Source organism: Microbulbifer variabilis (assembly GCF_056232115.1).
In genome coordinates this window covers 3,860,182-3,876,881 of sequence record NZ_CP174325.1, presented here as the reverse complement: position 1 = coordinate 3,876,881, position 16,700 = coordinate 3,860,182, and the positions used below count along the sequence as shown (strand labels likewise).

Sequence of the window (16,700 nt, the reverse complement as noted above, 5' to 3'; positions counted from 1 at the left end):
CCTCAGTGATCGTGGGATGCACCGGACTTTTCAATGTCCGCTTTAATGATGTAGCTGTTACCGGTGACATACTCGATTCCCGGTCGAATCCCCCCCAGCACTTCAACCCAATCACCGGCTTCACGCCCTAACTCCAACATACGCACTTCATACTGGTCGCCCACCTTGGCATAAACGACAGTAAAATCGCGGAACGCCTGTAAACCGGAACGCTTGACGGCAAGAGGCACCTCATATTCAGCAACTTGGATATCGCCGCTTACAAAAGAACCTGGTGCGAGGCCTGAGGGTATATCTTGCAGTGACACTCGAACGGCAGTGGCCTGGTTGGGCTTCATCAAAGTATCAATTTGTTTTACTACCCCGAGCAGAGGAGTTTCCAGGGACTTGATATTGACGGAAACGGGCGCGCCCTGGCGAATCTGGGGGCGTGTCGAGGGAAAAACATCCAGCTCTGCCAACAAAGCAGTATCATCGGCAACCGTTAATAAAACTCGACCTGCGGTCTGTTCACCAGGGTTTACATTGCGCTGGACAACTACACCGGCAATTGGTGATTGAATAGTGTAGGTGTTTAGGTTTTGATTGCTGTTAATGGCAATTAGGGGTTGCCCTTTTTTAACGCGCTCCCCCAATCCCACCTGCACAGCTTCTACATAGCCGTCGAAACGTGCACTAATTTCACGTACCTGCTCTGGGTCTACAATAAGCCTGCCGTAAGCGCGGCTGGTTTCACTCATCCTGGCTGGGCCAACGGTTTCCGTATCAATTTCCATGGATTCAGCAATAGCGGATTCAATACGGGTTCGCCCCTCAAAGTTATCATATTGCCAACGGTGTTCTTGCCCCTGGTACTTGGCTGTTAGAGTCACAACAAATGAGTGGGGCTCATAGATCACCATATCACCACGCAGATAATCCCCCTCGGGCCTGAACTCGATGTGATCCTCTCCATCTCCAAGCCTTGTAAGAACCACTTTAAGATCAACCTGCTGAGGATTAACCAGCTCTCCATCATTACTCACCCAAACCCGAAACTCCGGGGGAACACCAGTTTCATAAATACTTAGCTCAACGGCAAAATCACCTTCACGCAACATGCGCCCACGATTGGGCCCTTTTTCCGGTTCCGCCCCAGCGACAGCTCCGGCCGCATAGACACTGCCGCTGCCACTAAGGAACAAGGAAAGTAAAGCACTGAATATCAGGCTGGAAAAAACTGCGGATCTCATATCTCGCTCTCGCTTATCTGTGCCACTGACAGGCCGGTGAGTTTTTCAATTTCAATCAGGCTAAGGTGTGCGTTGTACTGTGCCTGGAGCAGTGAAAGCTGCGCATCGGTAAGTCCCTGTTGGGCTAGTGCCAATTCCGAGTAGTTATAGCGGCCACGTCGATAGGCTTTTTGCGTAGCGGTGAGCGCCTTATCCAGACTGGGAATCATCTTTTCATTCAAGGCGGCAGCCACGTGCCGGTGATGCTGTAGCCTTTGGGTCATCACAAAGAGTTGTGTATCCAATGCAATCTCTTTCGCATTTCTTTCTGCTCGGAAACGATTCTGTTCCGCCCTCAAAGCAGATACCTTGCCGCGATTGCGATCGCCCTTTCCTAGTGGGATTGCGAAGCCGGCCACCAATCCATAATCTCCGCTCGCTTCGTTGCGACGAATTCCTGTATCAATCCGCCACTGAATGCCCGCTTCTGCACGTGCCAAATCAATTTCCGCCTGCTTCACGCGCTCGCGGCTCATGAATATTTCCAAATTTGGGTTGCTCGCAACCAAGCTTCGCAATCTAGATAAATCAACTTCTGGAATGACACTGGAAAGAGAGCCCGCCACCCCAAGAAAGCTGGGCTCTCTGGAGCCCCACTGGGCAGCTAATTGATATCTGGCAATATCCAATTCGTGTTCGACATCTTCCACAGCTAAGAGTCGACGCTGCAAATCGACTTCAGCCCGAAAAGCATCGGCTTCATTCGTTCTGCCAACACTAACCTGACGATTAATTTCAGCGGTCATATTGCGAGCCAGGTCGACAGCTGTTTTAGCAATTTTCAGGCGTTCCTGGTGCGCCAGGACCTGGAAAAAGTAACGCGCGGTATTAGCGGCAATTTCCAATTCAAGAACCTGCTTTTGGGCCTCAATCACAGGAGTCTTGCTGCGTGCAGCCAATACACGTTTTTCTGCGAGATCACCCTGTAATAGCCAACTGATGCCGACTGTTACCTGGGAACTGTCGTTGCCATCGCTGCTCTTATCCTCTCCCACCCCCTCAGCGGCAACACTAAGCTCCGGTCGTGGTCCTAGCTTGGCGTGCTCGGATAGAGCATCCACAGCTTCAAACTGATATCGGTAACCCGCCAGTTCAGGGTGATTTTGCAAGCTTTTAAGAATTGCCTGCTCATAAGTGAGGCCCGATAACTCCTCGCCCTGCTCTGCCCTAAGGGCCCCACTCAATGCGACTAAAATGAACACAGCCCCGGCCATAAAAAACCGATCTATAGTCGGTTTTTTAGTTATGACTAAACGCAAACAATTAAACACTTCGGCTTCCTTAGTGGGAGAACAGGGTTTCGACGGTGTGGTGGAGCGCATCCACCGACACAAGGCAAGTGCCAGTGAGAACTACAAACAATCCAGCTAACAATAAAGGGGATAAGTTGCGCCCCTTATTATCAGACAGCAAGTAACGTATACGGGCATCCAACTGGTCAAGAGCGAAATAACAGACCAATGCTGAACTTCTCTCTTTGGGCTGCAACCCATTGGAGATACGGGTTACCTTAAGCAGGGTTTGGGCGATAAAGGTCTCACTCCACCCCTGCCTATGGGCATAAGCGTCTGCACGCTGCTCCATACACAGCGCCATCTGTCGATTCAGATAATTCCCCAAACGCGTAGGGAAAAAGCTGGCAAACAAAGCGAATATTAATTTCTTCAGAGGATCAAATTTTTGCGCATGGGCTTCCTCATGTAGGCGCACCACCTCAAACTCTTCCGCTGTTAACTGGTCTCGCAGACCGCTGGTATAAAACCCTTGTGGACGGAGCAGACCACTGGTGAAAGCTTGGGGACCCTGGGCCTGGATAATACTCTGATCAGACTTATCCCTTTCGCAAAGTTGCATTAACAATCGGAGCTGCGCCAAATGACGATGGACTCGTTTAAAACTTTGAAACACCAAAAACCCGGTAAGGAAAAGAAACGCAATGGTAAAAACACCATGCCAACTGTAGAGATTAAAAGCGTTGATATGGTGCCAGTGCGCCAGAGATGCAACGCCCCCTAAAAGGTTTGGGAATGCCAGGATAACAGCGGCAGAGAAAGCCGCGAACCACGGCAGCAATACCGCGCTCCATAGCAGTAAACGCCGACTACTGGCAGACAAGTGAAGTAAATGCCGGGAAGCATAAAGGCAGGCAGCTGACACCAGTATAATGCCGACAAACAGGCCAAGCACCGCAATAGTCAGCAGGTTTAGCCAGAGTGCAACCTGCCCCAAAATCATTCGCGATCACCCTGCTGGCGTTTTACCTTCTGGCTTTCGATCAACTGCTCCAGTTGCTCTAATTGACTTTCGCTCAGTTCCGATGAGATAGAGGTAAATGCGGCTACCAGCCCGTTCTCATCATCAACAAACTCACGAGTAACGTCTTGAATCAGCTGCCCGACAAACTCATAGCGCTCCACTGCCGGGCTGTATTGGAATGCATGCCCCTGCTTCTCCCGGGACAGCAAACCTTTCTTGTAGAGGCGGTCCAGCGTGCTTTGGATGGTATTGAGAGATCCTCCACGGGCCCGGCTCAAGTCCGAGTGGACCTGTTTGGCATCCGCAGATTTTCTATCCCAGAGATATTGGAGCACCTGTTTCTCAAGATCGCCAAGTCGCATAGACCATTATTCCAACAGTGAAAATCATTCTTTAAGTGATGGTAGAACGTCAAAAACCGATCGTCAATAGGTTTTTCTGATGGTATAAACCTATATCAACTACGATTTATCATGCATCATCTCCACTCGCTCTCTCGGACTGATTATCTTGGCATCCATATCTACTTTGGGACCAAATACCCGATCCGATACTTTCCTAGGGAACTTTATCTTTTCAACAATCCCACCTGTTTTTTTCGCCACCAACCTAAAGCCATCCCATCCAATAAAATAACCTAGTACTGCTGAAACAATATAAAGAAAAATATATGATGCAATTAATATTTCTCCATAAGATAGAAATAACAAATCACCAACATCGCTTACTCCCACTGCAGTTCTTGCTCCTCTGGCAAAAAATGCAATATATGCGAATAAAGCAAATGTAGGAGGGATAAAACCAAGCATTATGCCTCTCATTATTTTATCCAGCTGGCTTGGCTTATACATTAATTACTGACTCAATTTACCTGGAAGTGGAAATAAAAAAAATCCAATCATAGTTAAGTTACTCAGATGATAGCTCAAGGGGTTTAGCGGCACGCAACTAAGGATTTACACCATCGATTTTAACCTAGAAATATACCAAATAAAACACATCAAATTTTTGACAATTGATGACTTAAATGAGCTCAAGTCTTGTTGACCTTTACTTAACCATTACCGCTGTACAGAATAGTTAACAGGTCATATATAGAAAGATATAATGAATATCGTGCCTAAGGGAAGAAAGTCTTTTAATTGCGCTACACTTATTGATTGTTCCACTTTAAGTACCCATCTACAGAAAGTGCCCGCGCTAATTTGTGCTATCAATCATAAAGTGTGAAAAGTTACCATGAAAGACGAGAAAATATTAGTTCTTGGAGCAGGTTCAGTTGGCTCATATATAGCTACAAAACTTTACAATGCGCAGTACCATGTAGACGTCATAGGCCGAAAAGCTGAAAAAGTTGGAAGACAACTTTACATCAATAACAAAAAGTATAATTTCCCTCCAGTTTCTAAAGCATTAAAAAACGGCACCTCTTATGACATTGTACTGTTAACTTCCAAGCTTTTTGATGTAAAAGAAAATCTGGACCTTTTAGCCAAAAGCAAGATCAAGTCAAAAATCAATATTTTGCTGCAAAATTGTATTTTTGACATATCCGAATTTATAGGCTCAAGTGAAAAGAATACTTTCATCGCTGTTGTTAATGACGGATTTAATTTGCGTGGCAATCAGCTCACTTACATTAGAGGTAAAGGCTTTCTTATAGAAAAAAGTGAGCACACATGTAAAATATATTCCGTATTTAAGGATGCAGAAATTGAGATAGCTACAACCAAACAGATCTCTCAGCAGAGAGCTATAAAAGCCATCTTTAACTGCTCAACCAATATATTCTCTGCGATTTATTTAAAGAACTATAAAGGTTTATTCGAAGACGAAAAAATAACTAAAAGGATAAGAAATACATACTTTGAGTCATATGATATTTTATCAAGAAAGATTGAATTTGATCAAAGTAAAGAGACTCTTTGGGACAACATTTATCATAGAGTAAAGGATATGAATCATTACCCATCCACTTACCAGGATATCAAAGAGAATAAAAAAACTGAAATTGCCTCCTTAAATGGCCATATCGTTGAACTCGGAAGGAAGATGAATATCCCCACCCCTTACAATTCCGAAGCGATAAAGGAGTTCAAGTCAAGATATCCAAACCTATATTAAAATTATATTCTAATATATTTTATCACTAACATATAATTATTTTTAATGGTTGGCCTACCGAATTCCATAACCTGTAGCACAAACTCTTCACAAAGGAAATACAATGAGTCCGTTAGCATATTGACTCATTGTATGCATATGAAGTATTAGGGGTTATTTAAAGGATCCCAAGCTTTATTAACTGCTGCTTAGCCATTTTAACTCTATTCTTTTGAACCTCACCAAACGTATCCCCGTCCATATTAAGCGCAAAGTAATGCACATTATCCTTGGATTCCACAATACCAATATACCAGCCTAATGCGTATCCTTTTGAGGTTTGCCCTCCACCCGTTTTTGCATAGAATTTATATTTGTCAGTTTCCTCAACCAGCATGATTTTTTTAAAAGAAACCAATGTATCTGAGGATACCGGCAGTTGCCCACTAAATAACTTATGTAGGAAGTTAACCTGTTCTCGAGCAGAAATCTTTAAACTACCATCTAACCAGAAACGATCCACTCCAGAGGAAATATCCATATTTCCGTAGTTAAATCTTGTCAAATACTGATTCATTCTTTCCACACCAACCTGAAAGGCGATTTGCTGGTATATAGGAACTGCAGAATTTTGGAACGCAGCCCGTATTGGGAGTGGCTTTTCATACCAAACCGTAGGCCACCACCTCTGTGCTGGGTACTTCTCATGGTCGTAAGTGAGCTCTTGATTCAAGCTACTTACAACACCCAAATCCAGGGCTATTAAGGTATTGGGTATTTTAAAGGTGGAAAAAGGTGAAAGCCTTGTATCTGCCCTGCTTTGATTGATAACTGTAAACTTGGATTCACGTTCACTCTTAAGAACAAATGTACAGGACTCATCACATATCAAATCCTCGGAAGCCCAAGCATGACTGGTAATCAAAAATGCAAAAAAAGTGCCTACTCTCAAGCAACGTTTAATGACATTCATTATTTTCTAAACCTTTTTTTGATTGAGGCACTAAAAATCTGTCAGCAAGCTAAAACACCGCCAGTCAATGCCCAGTAAACCACTAACATAGCAGTTATCCAATGGACTGGCATCTCAAATAAAATCAAATCTTCATTGAAGCTGAAGTTATCTTCATCTTGGAACTATGTGTACGAAATCGGAATATGGTATAAGAATTTGCTAACCGATATACTTTCGATAGCTTTCAATACGCTTTTGGAGCCTGGCACCCAACAACTCATTTGCTTCATGTAAATGTTGATAGATAACCATTGCCTCTTGCAGGTATGCAGATTTCCTCACTGAATCCCAGTGTGCCGGTGGTTCAGATAAATTGGTTATTCGATCCGCAATTTTTACCATCCAAATTTCTTTAGGCTGAAGCTTAATACGCTTCAGCGAATCAAGCATCTGTTCCTGCTTTGTAACTAATGTATCGTCTTTAGTGAGTGCCTGAACACCCTCAGCTACATCCCCACCAAATGTGAACTTTATGAATTCAAAATCAACCTCAGTATCTTCCAAAGTATCATGGAGTAAAGCACACTGAATGGCGAGGTTACCGTTAAGGTTAACATCTGAAGCTAATCCAAAGATCAACTCCATAGCCACACTTCCGATATGATTAATGTACGGGAAATCTTGACCAGCTACCGAACTAGCGTACCTTTGCCCACTATGTACTATGGTTGCAAAATTCCAGACTTTGAGATATACGTCTTGCGACCAATTTAACTTCATTAAACCCCTGCGTTTATTAATGCTGGTAGTGAATTCATGGTTGTAAAACTTATAACACCATCAATATCACATTTTTCATTATATCGATTATAAAAGAAAGTACTCATACCGGCTTTGGAACCCGCTTCGACACCTACGGGCCCATCATCTACTACGACACACTGTTCAGCCGTATAACCCATCTCTTTGGCAGCATGCAAATAGATACCAGGATCAGGCTTCCAGATCCCCACATCATATGAGCTGTATAGGTTATCGCCAAAATAATGAGATAACCCACATAGCTTTAGCGCATGCTTAATTTTAGACAATGGCCCACTGGAAACCACAGCTTTAGGCCCATTCAGTGCCTCAAGAGCGTTGATCACACCATTCACTGGCTTTAGCTCTCTATCGAACAGGTCTGATACTACCGAGCGATATTCATCAACAAAATTATCCGGTAGAGTCACCTCATTCTCTCGCTCTAAAATCACGAGAATACTGGCCAATTTCCATCCTCTAAAGCGTATAACCAACTCCTCCGGATCAAGCTTTATGGCGTATCGATGGAACATTTTGGCCAAACCGATATTACAGAGATACTCACTGTCAACTAAGGTACCGTCATTATCAAAAAGAAAGCACTTATCCATTACACTCTCCATTTATATAAATTCACCAGAAGTCATTCAGCCAGGATATTTGGCAATCAATATTGACAAGGCCGTTTACTTGAATATTCGATGGGAGGTTAAAGGTATAGTATACTAATTAATTTGCAATGATATCTTCGATTATTACTGGGGATGAGAGCCACTTTTGAGCTTATCTCTTTATTACTTGATCTAGGCAGGAACCCAATAGTATCTAACCTGACAGAGAAGTCCCTGCCAGATTAGAAATCTTCTAAATATCAATTACTGACTACTTTTCAGCAGTACGTGGATGGGGCTTATATCTGCCCTTACCTTTCACCTTATGCCACGCTCTTTGAGCATCAACAAAACCGAGACCTGTATTGTTAGCCCCCAGATGTGAGTGTCTTGCTGTCGATTGAAGTGCTTGTACTACCCTTTGAGTTGCCTCACTCCCAGAGAAACCATAGCGTTCTGCAGCATCCAGTAAAAGAACGCTCACTGCTGCCAGTTGTGGCGCGGAAAAGGAACTACCGGACTCAAAATTGTTGCTTGAAGCTGAGTAGACCGCATCACCCGCGATTGCAAAGCTTCGATCACTAGCCAACTGATTGTACCCAGGCACGGTGGCGGTCAGTGAAACCTCATTTGAAAAAGGCTGCAAATTAATCGCGAACATTAAGTTCTTATCACCAGGCTGACCCTCATTTCGCACAAGAAATGATTTTATTAACTCCAGGTCGTAAGTGAAAAAGCTACCAAGCGGCGGCAGACCTAAGCGCTCACGAACATCTGTATTTACTCCATCCAAGTCTGTTCCTGTATTACCAATGGACTTTGTAAAGATTTTTGTCTGCAGGATACTGGATAAATGATCGGCAAACTCCTGATCTAACTGATCGTCGGTAATGTGAAATGCCCTGCTCATGTTGATAACACTAATATCCTCACGAGCACGCATGTATTCCATAGCTTCGTTGTAAGTTTTACTCTCTGTACTCACTGGAACAATAGTGGCCTTAGGCGCGATATCCAGGATGATATCAATCACAGTATTTCCGTGCAGAAAAGTAATAGGGTCACCAAATTGAACTTCAGCCTCAATATTTGGGTACATTTCACGCTGCTCCTTCAATCGTATAGGGTCAAATAAATCGAATACCGCTATAACGATCCCTTCTCCATCAAAATGCCTAACTAAACTTTGCTGTTTAAGACTGTAGCTCGGCACATAGGGCAATAAAAATTCATTAATTGCTAACCTGAACTCATCCAATTCATGAATAGCTGCTTCAAATACCGGCAGATTCTCTTGCTGATAATCTTCCGGCTGGAAAGTGTACAATAGTTCAGCCAGTACAATAAATTCAGTAATAGACTGGCCCCACTTATGCATCAGTAGATCTTCTACCATGTATAAAGATTTATACCTTCCCTGGTATTGATCGAAATCAGCTGCTAAGTAGCTATCAAATATCGGGGTAATGGGCTCTTCCCAAGACCAGGGAGTAAGCTCCTTGATGGTATCCAAAGACTCTCGTGCTTGCTCTACGTTCGGGTCAGATGCGAGCACTTTAAAACTGAATACAATCAGTAGAACCGTCAATATAACCTTATTCAAAACTATTTTCCTTTTATACTGGAATTTATTTGGATATTTTAGTTTGGACTACTACAAGCCAAGGGTGACAACACCGCAATTTCTCCCCGGCAGGATCTCTTAGCAGTGAATAAATAGGAACATGGAAGATACGGAAAGGCAATGATAGGCTAACAAATTTTGAGTAAAGTCACATTCAATTGAATAGACTTTAAATTGAAAAATCAGGAGGAGATATTGAACGATTCAGATCTATTTGATAACAATAAGTGAGAAACCAGAGTACGGTCAATGATGCCTAGTTTATCTTTACTAGATTAGAATTCATCTGACAAGCACCCTCTAAAAAATGTCACTGTGAAATCAAGCCTGAAATCAGATTTAACACTATAAAATCTGCATTCAATCACGTCTAAGATCGATTTTAAGTTTCCATATTTTGCCCCAGTGAATATAATTGCCGTAGAAAATAGGTTCTTTGAGGCTATGATTTCTTGAGGTTAAACTTACCTGGCTCTTTTCGAGGGTACCCACGCTTCTATTTACGCCCGATCTGACGGGAATCAGGACAACATACCCATATCCCCCTTTTTTTGCCCATTCTTTGGAATGAAGGTGATCCAAGTCACCCAGACCTCTATCAGGCTTTTCGAAACCAGCTTTCTCCCACGCAGTTCCATAACTTGTATAATTAGGGTTGACCCAAATATGCTCTTCCTCTGGAATATAATCCCTCAGTGGCGAGTTTGTAATATTTTTTAGGCGGAGAGCATTACCTGAAGTAACTCCTGGGATTGATATAACGGTTCCAAGACTCCTTAAGACTTGCTCATCTCTAACCGCAACAGGTAAGTCATCTTTTAAAACTAGAGTGTCGCGCTTTTCATCATACGTTCGATTGAAGTCATTTTCGTCTATTGTAAACATAATTTCTCTCTAACTTTTATTAAAACCCAGAAATCAATTTAAAATATAATTATCAATTTATTTATGCATCATAAAAAATCCATCTCCTTCTGATTACGGAGATACTTTAAGGAGCGCTATACAAAGCACATCATACATAGCGGAACAGATAATCATGACAGGCAATCAGGACGAACAATATTTGATCACCTCATGAAGAGACCATGGGTATATACGCTTTTGTCTGAAAGCGATCTCAATATTTATGGTATTCCCCGATGTGTCAATAGCTCTGACACTTAATGCTTTATAAGAGGGCAAATCTTCGGGAAGTTTAAGCAGAATTGGTCCATATCGACTGTACTACTCATGAACTAGGAGATTTTTTATACTTCAGACCTAAACCCAGCTCGTCAAAATGCCTACCCATCAAATGTTGATATATGTCCTTTGTAGGCATAATCACTCACTGAAAATCAAGATTAACAATGGACTTGATTATGCCTACGCTTACTTAGAATTCCTTTCTAATCAATTTAACAGCTTCCTTTGTGGTTAATATATCATTAGCCATATACTTGAAGTTAATCATTGCCGCTTCGTAGCCATCACCCTCAGGCAAATTTGCACCAGCTGTTGCATCATTTACAACAGCCACTTCAAACCCTTGTTCTAACAGTTCGCGCATATGAGATTCTGTGCATAGATTTGCAGACATCCCTGCAAGAATTACTTTATCAATACCCTGCTTTCTCAATTGAAGTACTAAATCATTTGTTTCAGGGCCATAAATTTTATGTGGGCCGGTCACAACAGTCTTACCATTATTTATATATGGCTTATATTGCTCCAACCAATCAGCTCCAGAGTTTTCAAATCCGTTTAAACTTAGAGGGTCCTCTCGGTTGAACATACCAAGTTTGTGCATTACCACTTCGAGGCTCCCCTCAAACTTCCACTTGTGATCATGAGGATAGTAATAATGCGGAGAAATAAATAAAGGCACATTCTTTTTCCCTGCAACTTTCATTAACCGTTCAAGGTTCTGAACTGTATTTTTTTTCTACACTTTCTCCCACCACACCCCAGGTAACACCAGTAGGGCTTAAGAAATCATTCTGCGGGTCGGTTATTACGATTGCAGTCCGCTCAGGATCAATTTTCATACCAGGTTCAGCTTGATCGGCAAAGCAATTCAGTGAGAAAGAGATAAGTCCTAGTGTTACAACTGGCGCTACTAGATTATTTAAAAAGTTCATCAGGTATTTTCCTATCCAAAGCTCTTAAGTTATGTAGGGTAAGTAAGCAGGGCATTGCTAGCGCTTAACCTGGAACGTATAATATCTTCACAATCTGTATGATAAATGCTTAAAAGTATATATTTCATGTCAGATCGTATGACTATATGGTTTTTAGGTGTTCGCCGTTATGGACGTGTTAAGTGATTTGCTCAGGGTTTTCCACTTAAAAGCACATGTTTTTTTACACAGCCAGTTTTATGGCGCCTGGCGGGTAGACACCTCCGGAGAGCAAAAGGCCACCTTTCATCCTGTGGGTTTTGCGTTCTGGAGCGCGATGGAAAGATCTTCCTTCACACTATCCATCACCGAGTACATGCTGGAGAAGGCTTCAATTTTGGGAAGAGCAAGGAGCTTGGTTACAGGCATGGAGAAGATTTCTGGAGCTGTTGGATCAGCAGTCTTTGCTTAACTAGGAGGAGGTTTTTTCTGATGGCAGCTTTGCACCCGTAAAAAAGGGGCTTTGAAATCGGGAAAACCAAGCGGGGCAAGGGTTCAAAGTGGATGGTGGTGGTCGATGGCGAAGGTATTCCACTGGGAGGCACCATTACTTCGGCCTCACCAGCAGAAGTGAAGTTATTACACCCATTACTTGATGTTACGTATAAAAATACAAAGATTCATCGCTTAGTTTATGATAAAGCGGCGGACTCAGATCCTCTTAGAGATAGCCTGTTGAGTCGTGGAATCGACCTTATCTGTCCACACAGGAGAAATAGGAAAAAAGTCTCAAGGCAGGATGGCAGAAAGCTCAGAAGGTACGCTCGCCGTTGGAAAGTTGAGAGGACTTTTGCGTGGTTGGGAAATTACCGCCGTTTAGTTATTAGATGGGAGCGATATTTGTCCACTTATCGTGCTTTTTTCTATATTGCATGCATGTTAATTACGTTAAAGAAGTTATGAAACAGCTTCTAATAATTTTGCTATTGCTTTCTGAGAGTGTCCGGATTTTCTTAAGCTGTAAATCTGGTGTCGTTCGTTCTCGCTCAGTTGGTAGTAGCTCATCAGTGCCTTTCTCTTGGTCGGGAGAGTTACAGACTCTACCAGCTTAGCCCTCCCTTACCAATTGCACCTGTTATCTGAAACCAAGCTCACCTAAAGATTAAATTGTATTAATTAAAGAACAGCTATTTTATTGCCCCTTTTTGCTCATCTCCAAAATTTTTATCTGCCGCTGCTTTCCATTTGTTATCAAGGTCCTGAAAATGCTGGGAGTCCATGGTTTCAAAAAATTCCTTTGGAGAGTACATATCATTCATAAGAGCCTCTGTTGTTCCCTTCGCTTTAAGTTCCCTCAATACTCGTTGGGCAAGCTTACACATAGAAAACATCAGGCTTCCTGGGTAAATAACCAATTTATAAGACAACTCCTCAAGTTCTTTATGTGTAAATAATGGGGACTTACCGTGTTCGCCAAAATTATACATTAGAGGTATATCCACCTCATTCTGTACACGAAGGACTTCTTCCCTGCTTGTAATTGCCTCTACAAATAATGCATCAACACCGGCTTCAGCATAAGCAACACATCGTTTTAGGGTGTCATCGATACCTGTCACCGCCAAGGCATCTGTCCTGGCAATAATAACGAAATCATCGTCAGTGCGACCTTCCAGTGCTCCGTATATTTTATGAACCATCTCTGAGATTGGCACTACTCGCTTTCCGGCTAAGTGACCACATTGCTTCGGTAATATCTGGTCTTCTATATGTAATCCTGCAACTCCCGACCGCTCATATTCCTGGACTGTCCTATAGGCATTTAATGCGCTGCCAAAACCGGTATCTGCATCCGCAATCACTGGTATATTTACAGTTGAAGCTATAGCACGCGCATTCGCAGCCATTTCAGTCAATGTAATAAACCCAAGATCAGGGCGACCAACATGAGTAACAGCGGTTCCACCTCCTGTCATGTAAAGTGCCTTGAAACCCTCTTCCTGAATGATTTTCGCAGTAAGGCAATCATAGGCCCCTGGCGCAACAATTAGGCCTGGCTGATTAATCATTGCCCTCAACGTAGTTGTCATCTTCTTCATAAATATCCTACCCAAATGAAATTTACTTCATATTTGGCGTATAAAATTTTAAGCAGCACATTAGGAATTCACACCAAAGAATATAGCAAAGGAATTCACACCAAAGAATATAGCAAAGGAATTTTATGAAGGGTTGAATATCAAATTTTACCAAGAAGCCTCTCCCCTTAAAGTAGACGCCATCTTATGCGGCCATTCTTTCATATTCATCAGGGCTTTTGAACCCAAGTGAACTATGTCTTATTATAAGGTTATAGTATCTATCAAGATACCAAAATAAGTTACTTCTCAGGTCCTCAACCGAATCAAAAATAACCATTTAAATTTCTCAGTTTTTAATGCCTAAAAAAATGATTCTACATACACATTATCATTCATAAATCCTGGATAGTTCATGCTCGGTTCAATACCTAGAAGCTGCTTCATAACTTCTTTAACGTAATTAACATGCATGCAATATAGAAAAAAGCACGATAAGTGGACAAATATCGCTCCCATCTAATAACTAAACGGCGGTAATTTCCCAACCACGCAAAAGTCCTCTCAACTTTCCAACGGCGAGCGTACCTTCTGAGCTTTCTGCCATCCTGCCTTGAGACTTTTTTCCTATTTCTCCTGTGTGGACAGATAAGGTCGATTCCACGACTCAACAGGCTATCTCTAAGAGGATCCGAGTCCGCCGCTTTATCATAAACTAAGCGATGAATCTTTGTATTTTTATACGTAACATCAAGTAATGGGTGTAATAACTTCACTTCTGCTGGTGAGGCCGAAGTAATGGTGCCTCCCAGTGGAATACCTTCGCCATCGACCACCACCATCCACTTTGAACCCTTACCCCGCTTGGTTTTCCCGATTTCGAAGCCCCTTTTTTTTCTGGTGCAAAGCTGCCATCAGAAAAGACCTCTTCCCAGTTAAGCAAAGACTGCTGATCCAACAGCTTCAGAAATCTTCTCCATGCCTGTAACCAAGCTCCTTGCTCTTCCCAAAATTGAAGCCTTCTCCAGCATGTACTCGGTGATGGATAGTGTGAAGGAAGATCTTTCCATCGCGCTCCAGAACGCAAAACCCACAGGATGCCTTCAAAACAAGCTCGATTAACAATGGGTTTTGGGCCTCCCTTTCCTAGTTTTAACTCAGGAAGACAAGGTTCAATCAATTTCCATTGATCATTGGTTAACTCTGACTTGAATCGGCTCACTATTGCTGGACTTTTTTCTATGTAATTGCGTGAGAATAGCCGATTTCAAGTTATGAAACAGCCTCTAGTTATTTTTTCAATAACTCAATAGCTTCTACAGCCTAACAGCCTTCATAAAGGAGGGCTGAGTTAGATTTTACGTGATTTCCCCTCTTCTCTGGCTCTAGCTCGCTCAGCCTCCAGAATGATCTGCTCTACAGAATACTTTATTGCACAAATCATAGTAGCTATAGCGCCAATAAATGTTGTAAACCAAAATGAAACATTTAGCGCAACGAGAATAAGTGACATCAAACTCACAGCCAGCAATTTCATGTTATCTAAATGAAAATCAAAAAATTTACGGTCAAGCAAACCCATATGAAAAACAAGGAACAAGCCAATTGCAGCACACGAGACAATGGCTAAAATCGCAGAGGAATCATCTCCAACTTTTACAAACTGATAGAATCCATAATAGACAAACCATCCTAAAAAAGGGCTTAATAAGGCTACCTTTCCAGCAGCTATATCTTTAGAGATATGACGCCAAAAAATTGACCATCGGTTATTTCTACCCTTTTCAAGATTAGTTAATTTAGCCGCTCCAAAAGGAATAGCTAGCAATCCTCCAATAATCATTGCAAAAACTATAATCGTTGTTATTGTTTCCAGTACCAGATACCACATAAATACCTAGCCTCGTCACTGCTTTGATATAAAAATCATATCTAGCGGACAGTAGAAACTATTTTTGCTCAGGAATACAGATCATTCTTAGCTATATGGAGCCTGCGCCAACTTTTATTCGCGCATTGTCCAGGTGATCACAAACCATTTCCATCCCATCCAGCACTCTAAAGGTATGTCTCTGGATAATATCTGGGGGTACAAAATAGAGACTATCATTTTTCACCGCATTGAGTGTCGGATAGGCTTTCCAGGCATCCAGCCAATCTGGCCGGCTTTTTCCCATGCCGCTGGAAATAATCACTTCAGGATTCCGGTTAAGAACAGATTCGATACTGATCTTGGGCGCCAAAACCATCGCATCAGCAAATGCATTGCGGCCACCACAAGTTTGGATCACATCGCTGATCAAATGCTCGCCATTGAGTGTTTGGAGGGGATCATTCCATACCTGGTAGAATACACTTACCGGTGTTTTTTTCTTGTTGCTATGCTGGAGTTCATTTAGTCTCTTAAGCCACTCGCTTGCAGTGCGGTCCGCATTCTCGCTTGTGCCGGCAAGTTCGCCAAAAAATCTTACATTCTTTGCAATATCTTCCAGAGTTCGGGACTCAGTGACGAATACCGTAAACCCGAGATCATCCAGCTTTTGGATCATTTCATCGCCATTTCCCGACCCCCAGGCGACAATCAGATCCGGTTTCAGAGCCAGCAAAGATTCATAGCTTAGTGCTTTGTAATTGCCAATCTTTGGTAACTTCTTTGCCTGCTCGGGATAATCGCTGTAGCTAACAGCAGCAACCAGCTTCTCTCCCGCACCTGCGCTGTAGAAATTTTCTACAATATGTGGAGCCAGGGCAACAATACGCTCTGCCGGCGCTGCCAATTCGATCCAGTGCCCCCGTGCATCCTGTACACGTACTGGTTTATCGGCCCAACAAGAGCCTGTCCATAAAAGGCTCAAGGTGGTAATGAAGATTGTGAAAATACTCCGAGACATCATTT

Annotated in this window: 20 protein-coding genes and 1 pseudogene; 3 read left to right on the top strand and 18 right to left on the bottom strand. The window is 42.6% G+C overall.

The features are described from left to right. Positions 1-2 precede the first annotated feature (2 nt). From ACJJI7_RS17365 to ACJJI7_RS17345, 5 genes are all read right to left on the bottom strand, one after another. Positions 3-1,232 carry an efflux RND transporter periplasmic adaptor subunit gene (locus tag ACJJI7_RS17365; RefSeq protein WP_444901640.1) on the bottom strand — a complete coding sequence of 410 codons (1,230 nt, stop codon included), beginning with the start codon at positions 1,230-1,232 and terminating at the stop codon, positions 3-5. Then, positions 1,229-2,473, bottom strand: a complete 1,245-nt coding sequence (locus ACJJI7_RS17360) for a TolC family protein (protein WP_282950676.1) — start codon at positions 2,471-2,473, stop codon at positions 1,229-1,231. The genes ACJJI7_RS17365 and ACJJI7_RS17360 overlap by 4 nt, the downstream gene beginning before the upstream one ends. Before the next feature lie 79 nt (positions 2,474-2,552). After that, entirely contained in the window at positions 2,553-3,506 is a 954-nt protein-coding gene (locus tag ACJJI7_RS17355; protein WP_444901641.1) for a hypothetical protein, read from the bottom strand. Then, positions 3,503-3,889, bottom strand: coding sequence for a BlaI/MecI/CopY family transcriptional regulator (locus ACJJI7_RS17350; protein WP_020415315.1), 387 nt, complete (start codon positions 3,887-3,889; stop codon positions 3,503-3,505). The genes ACJJI7_RS17355 and ACJJI7_RS17350 overlap by 4 nt, the downstream gene beginning before the upstream one ends. A gap of 99 nt (positions 3,890-3,988) precedes the next feature. Then, positions 3,989-4,336 (bottom strand): hypothetical protein, encoded by a 348-nt coding sequence (locus ACJJI7_RS17345; RefSeq protein ID WP_282950678.1) that lies wholly within the window; start codon positions 4,334-4,336, stop codon positions 3,989-3,991. Positions 4,337-4,766: 430 nt separating this feature from the next. Here ACJJI7_RS17345 and ACJJI7_RS17340 point away from each other — a divergent pair, with 430 nt between their 5' ends. Then, positions 4,767-5,651 (top strand): ketopantoate reductase family protein, encoded by an 885-nt coding sequence (locus ACJJI7_RS17340; RefSeq protein WP_444901642.1) that lies wholly within the window; start codon positions 4,767-4,769, stop codon positions 5,649-5,651. Between the two features lie 157 nt (positions 5,652-5,808). Here ACJJI7_RS17340 and ACJJI7_RS17335 read toward each other — a convergent pair whose 3' ends face one another. The 7 genes from ACJJI7_RS17335 to ACJJI7_RS17305 all read right to left on the bottom strand — a co-directional run bounded on the left by ACJJI7_RS17335 (position 5,809) and on the right by ACJJI7_RS17305 (position 11,747). Then, positions 5,809-6,603 carry a penicillin-binding transpeptidase domain-containing protein gene (locus tag ACJJI7_RS17335; protein ID WP_020415312.1) on the bottom strand — a complete coding sequence of 265 codons (795 nt, stop codon included), beginning with the start codon at positions 6,601-6,603 and terminating at the stop codon, positions 5,809-5,811. A 201-nt stretch (positions 6,604-6,804) separates the two neighbouring features. Beyond that, a complete protein-coding gene (locus ACJJI7_RS17330) occupies positions 6,805-7,365 on the bottom strand; it encodes an HD domain-containing protein (RefSeq protein ID WP_444901643.1) in 561 nt (186 codons plus the stop codon). After that, positions 7,365-8,000: an HAD-IA family hydrolase gene (locus tag ACJJI7_RS17325; RefSeq protein WP_444901644.1), complete on the bottom strand. Its 636-nt coding sequence runs from the start codon at positions 7,998-8,000 to the stop codon at positions 7,365-7,367. Before ACJJI7_RS17325 ends, ACJJI7_RS17330 begins: the two co-directional genes overlap by 1 nt. A 271-nt stretch (positions 8,001-8,271) precedes the next feature. Continuing rightward, complete coding sequence (locus ACJJI7_RS17320; RefSeq protein ID WP_444901645.1) at positions 8,272-9,603, bottom strand: S8/S53 family peptidase; 1,332 nt, start codon at positions 9,601-9,603, stop codon at positions 8,272-8,274. 381 nt (positions 9,604-9,984) lie between these two features. After that, positions 9,985-10,509 carry a hypothetical protein gene (locus tag ACJJI7_RS17315; protein ID WP_444901646.1) on the bottom strand — a complete coding sequence of 175 codons (525 nt, stop codon included), beginning with the start codon at positions 10,507-10,509 and terminating at the stop codon, positions 9,985-9,987. Positions 10,510-11,002: 493 nt separating this feature from the next. Next, positions 11,003-11,518 (bottom strand): isochorismatase family protein, encoded by a 516-nt coding sequence (locus ACJJI7_RS17310; RefSeq protein WP_444901647.1) that lies wholly within the window; start codon positions 11,516-11,518, stop codon positions 11,003-11,005. 7 nt (positions 11,519-11,525) lie between these two features. After that, positions 11,526-11,747: a hypothetical protein gene (locus tag ACJJI7_RS17305; RefSeq protein WP_444901648.1), complete on the bottom strand. Its 222-nt coding sequence runs from the start codon at positions 11,745-11,747 to the stop codon at positions 11,526-11,528. Positions 11,748-12,046: 299 nt separating this feature from the next. On the opposite strand from ACJJI7_RS17305, the gene ACJJI7_RS17300 reads away from it, so the two are divergent. Together ACJJI7_RS17300 and ACJJI7_RS17295 are read left to right on the top strand one after the other, a co-directional pair. Further along, positions 12,047-12,202, top strand: coding sequence for a transposase (locus tag ACJJI7_RS17300; protein ID WP_353056824.1), 156 nt, complete (start codon positions 12,047-12,049; stop codon positions 12,200-12,202). A 52-nt stretch (positions 12,203-12,254) separates the two neighbouring features. Then, positions 12,255-12,689, top strand: a complete 435-nt coding sequence (locus tag ACJJI7_RS17295) for an IS5 family transposase (RefSeq protein ID WP_444902640.1) — start codon at positions 12,255-12,257, stop codon at positions 12,687-12,689. 6 nt (positions 12,690-12,695) lie between these two features. Here the strand turns inward: ACJJI7_RS17295 and ACJJI7_RS17290 are convergent. From ACJJI7_RS17290 to ACJJI7_RS17265, 6 genes and pseudogenes are all read right to left on the bottom strand, one after another. After that, positions 12,696-12,791, bottom strand: a pseudogene (locus tag ACJJI7_RS17290) (helix-turn-helix domain-containing protein); the annotation flags it as partial. A gap of 122 nt (positions 12,792-12,913) precedes the next feature. After that, positions 12,914-13,825, bottom strand: a complete 912-nt coding sequence (locus tag ACJJI7_RS17285; protein WP_282950686.1) for an isocitrate lyase/PEP mutase family protein — start codon at positions 13,823-13,825, stop codon at positions 12,914-12,916. Positions 13,826-14,247: 422 nt separating this feature from the next. Continuing rightward, the gene (locus ACJJI7_RS17280) at positions 14,248-14,646 is read right to left on the bottom strand and encodes a transposase (protein WP_444901650.1); all 399 of its coding nucleotides are present in this window, start codon (positions 14,644-14,646) and stop codon (positions 14,248-14,250) included. Then, positions 14,577-15,026: a transposase gene (locus ACJJI7_RS17275; protein ID WP_444901652.1), complete on the bottom strand. Its 450-nt coding sequence runs from the start codon at positions 15,024-15,026 to the stop codon at positions 14,577-14,579. The genes ACJJI7_RS17280 and ACJJI7_RS17275 overlap by 70 nt, the downstream gene beginning before the upstream one ends. A 129-nt stretch (positions 15,027-15,155) precedes the next feature. Then, positions 15,156-15,695: a hypothetical protein gene (locus ACJJI7_RS17270; protein WP_282950688.1), complete on the bottom strand. Its 540-nt coding sequence runs from the start codon at positions 15,693-15,695 to the stop codon at positions 15,156-15,158. Positions 15,696-15,786: 91 nt separating this feature from the next. After that, positions 15,787-16,695: a cobalamin-binding protein gene (locus ACJJI7_RS17265; protein ID WP_444901653.1), complete on the bottom strand. Its 909-nt coding sequence runs from the start codon at positions 16,693-16,695 to the stop codon at positions 15,787-15,789. Between the last annotated feature and the right edge of the window lie 5 nt (positions 16,696-16,700).

Bases quoted from the DNA above. Each gene is read 5' to 3' on its own strand.
- ACJJI7_RS17365 (WP_444901640.1), bottom strand. From the start codon at position 1,232: ATGAGATCCGCAGTTTTTTCCAGCCTGATATTCAGTGCTTTACTTTCC.
- ACJJI7_RS17355 (WP_444901641.1), bottom strand. From the start codon at position 3,506: ATGATTTTGGGGCAGGTTGCACTCTGGCTAAACCTGCTGACTATTGCG.
- ACJJI7_RS17350 (WP_020415315.1), bottom strand. From the start codon at position 3,889: ATGCGACTTGGCGATCTTGAGAAACAGGTGCTCCAATATCTCTGGGAT.
- ACJJI7_RS17345 (WP_282950678.1), bottom strand. From the start codon at position 4,336: ATGCTTGGTTTTATCCCTCCTACATTTGCTTTATTCGCATATATTGCA.
- ACJJI7_RS17340 (WP_444901642.1), top strand. From the start codon at position 4,767: ATGAAAGACGAGAAAATATTAGTTCTTGGAGCAGGTTCAGTTGGCTCA.
- ACJJI7_RS17335 (WP_020415312.1), bottom strand. From the start codon at position 6,603: ATGAATGTCATTAAACGTTGCTTGAGAGTAGGCACTTTTTTTGCATTT.
- ACJJI7_RS17330 (WP_444901643.1), bottom strand. From the start codon at position 7,365: ATGAAGTTAAATTGGTCGCAAGACGTATATCTCAAAGTCTGGAATTTT.
- ACJJI7_RS17325 (WP_444901644.1), bottom strand. From the start codon at position 8,000: ATGGATAAGTGCTTTCTTTTTGATAATGACGGTACCTTAGTTGACAGT.
- ACJJI7_RS17315 (WP_444901646.1), bottom strand. From the start codon at position 10,509: ATGTTTACAATAGACGAAAATGACTTCAATCGAACGTATGATGAAAAG.
- ACJJI7_RS17310 (WP_444901647.1), bottom strand. From the start codon at position 11,518: ATGAAAGTTGCAGGGAAAAAGAATGTGCCTTTATTTATTTCTCCGCAT.
- ACJJI7_RS17305 (WP_444901648.1), bottom strand. From the start codon at position 11,747: ATGAACTTTTTAAATAATCTAGTAGCGCCAGTTGTAACACTAGGACTT.
- ACJJI7_RS17285 (WP_282950686.1), bottom strand. From the start codon at position 13,825: ATGAAGAAGATGACAACTACGTTGAGGGCAATGATTAATCAGCCAGGC.
- ACJJI7_RS17280 (WP_444901650.1), bottom strand. From the start codon at position 14,646: ATGGTGGTGGTCGATGGCGAAGGTATTCCACTGGGAGGCACCATTACT.
- ACJJI7_RS17270 (WP_282950688.1), bottom strand. From the start codon at position 15,695: ATGTGGTATCTGGTACTGGAAACAATAACAACGATTATAGTTTTTGCA.
- ACJJI7_RS17265 (WP_444901653.1), bottom strand. From the start codon at position 16,695: ATGTCTCGGAGTATTTTCACAATCTTCATTACCACCTTGAGCCTTTTA.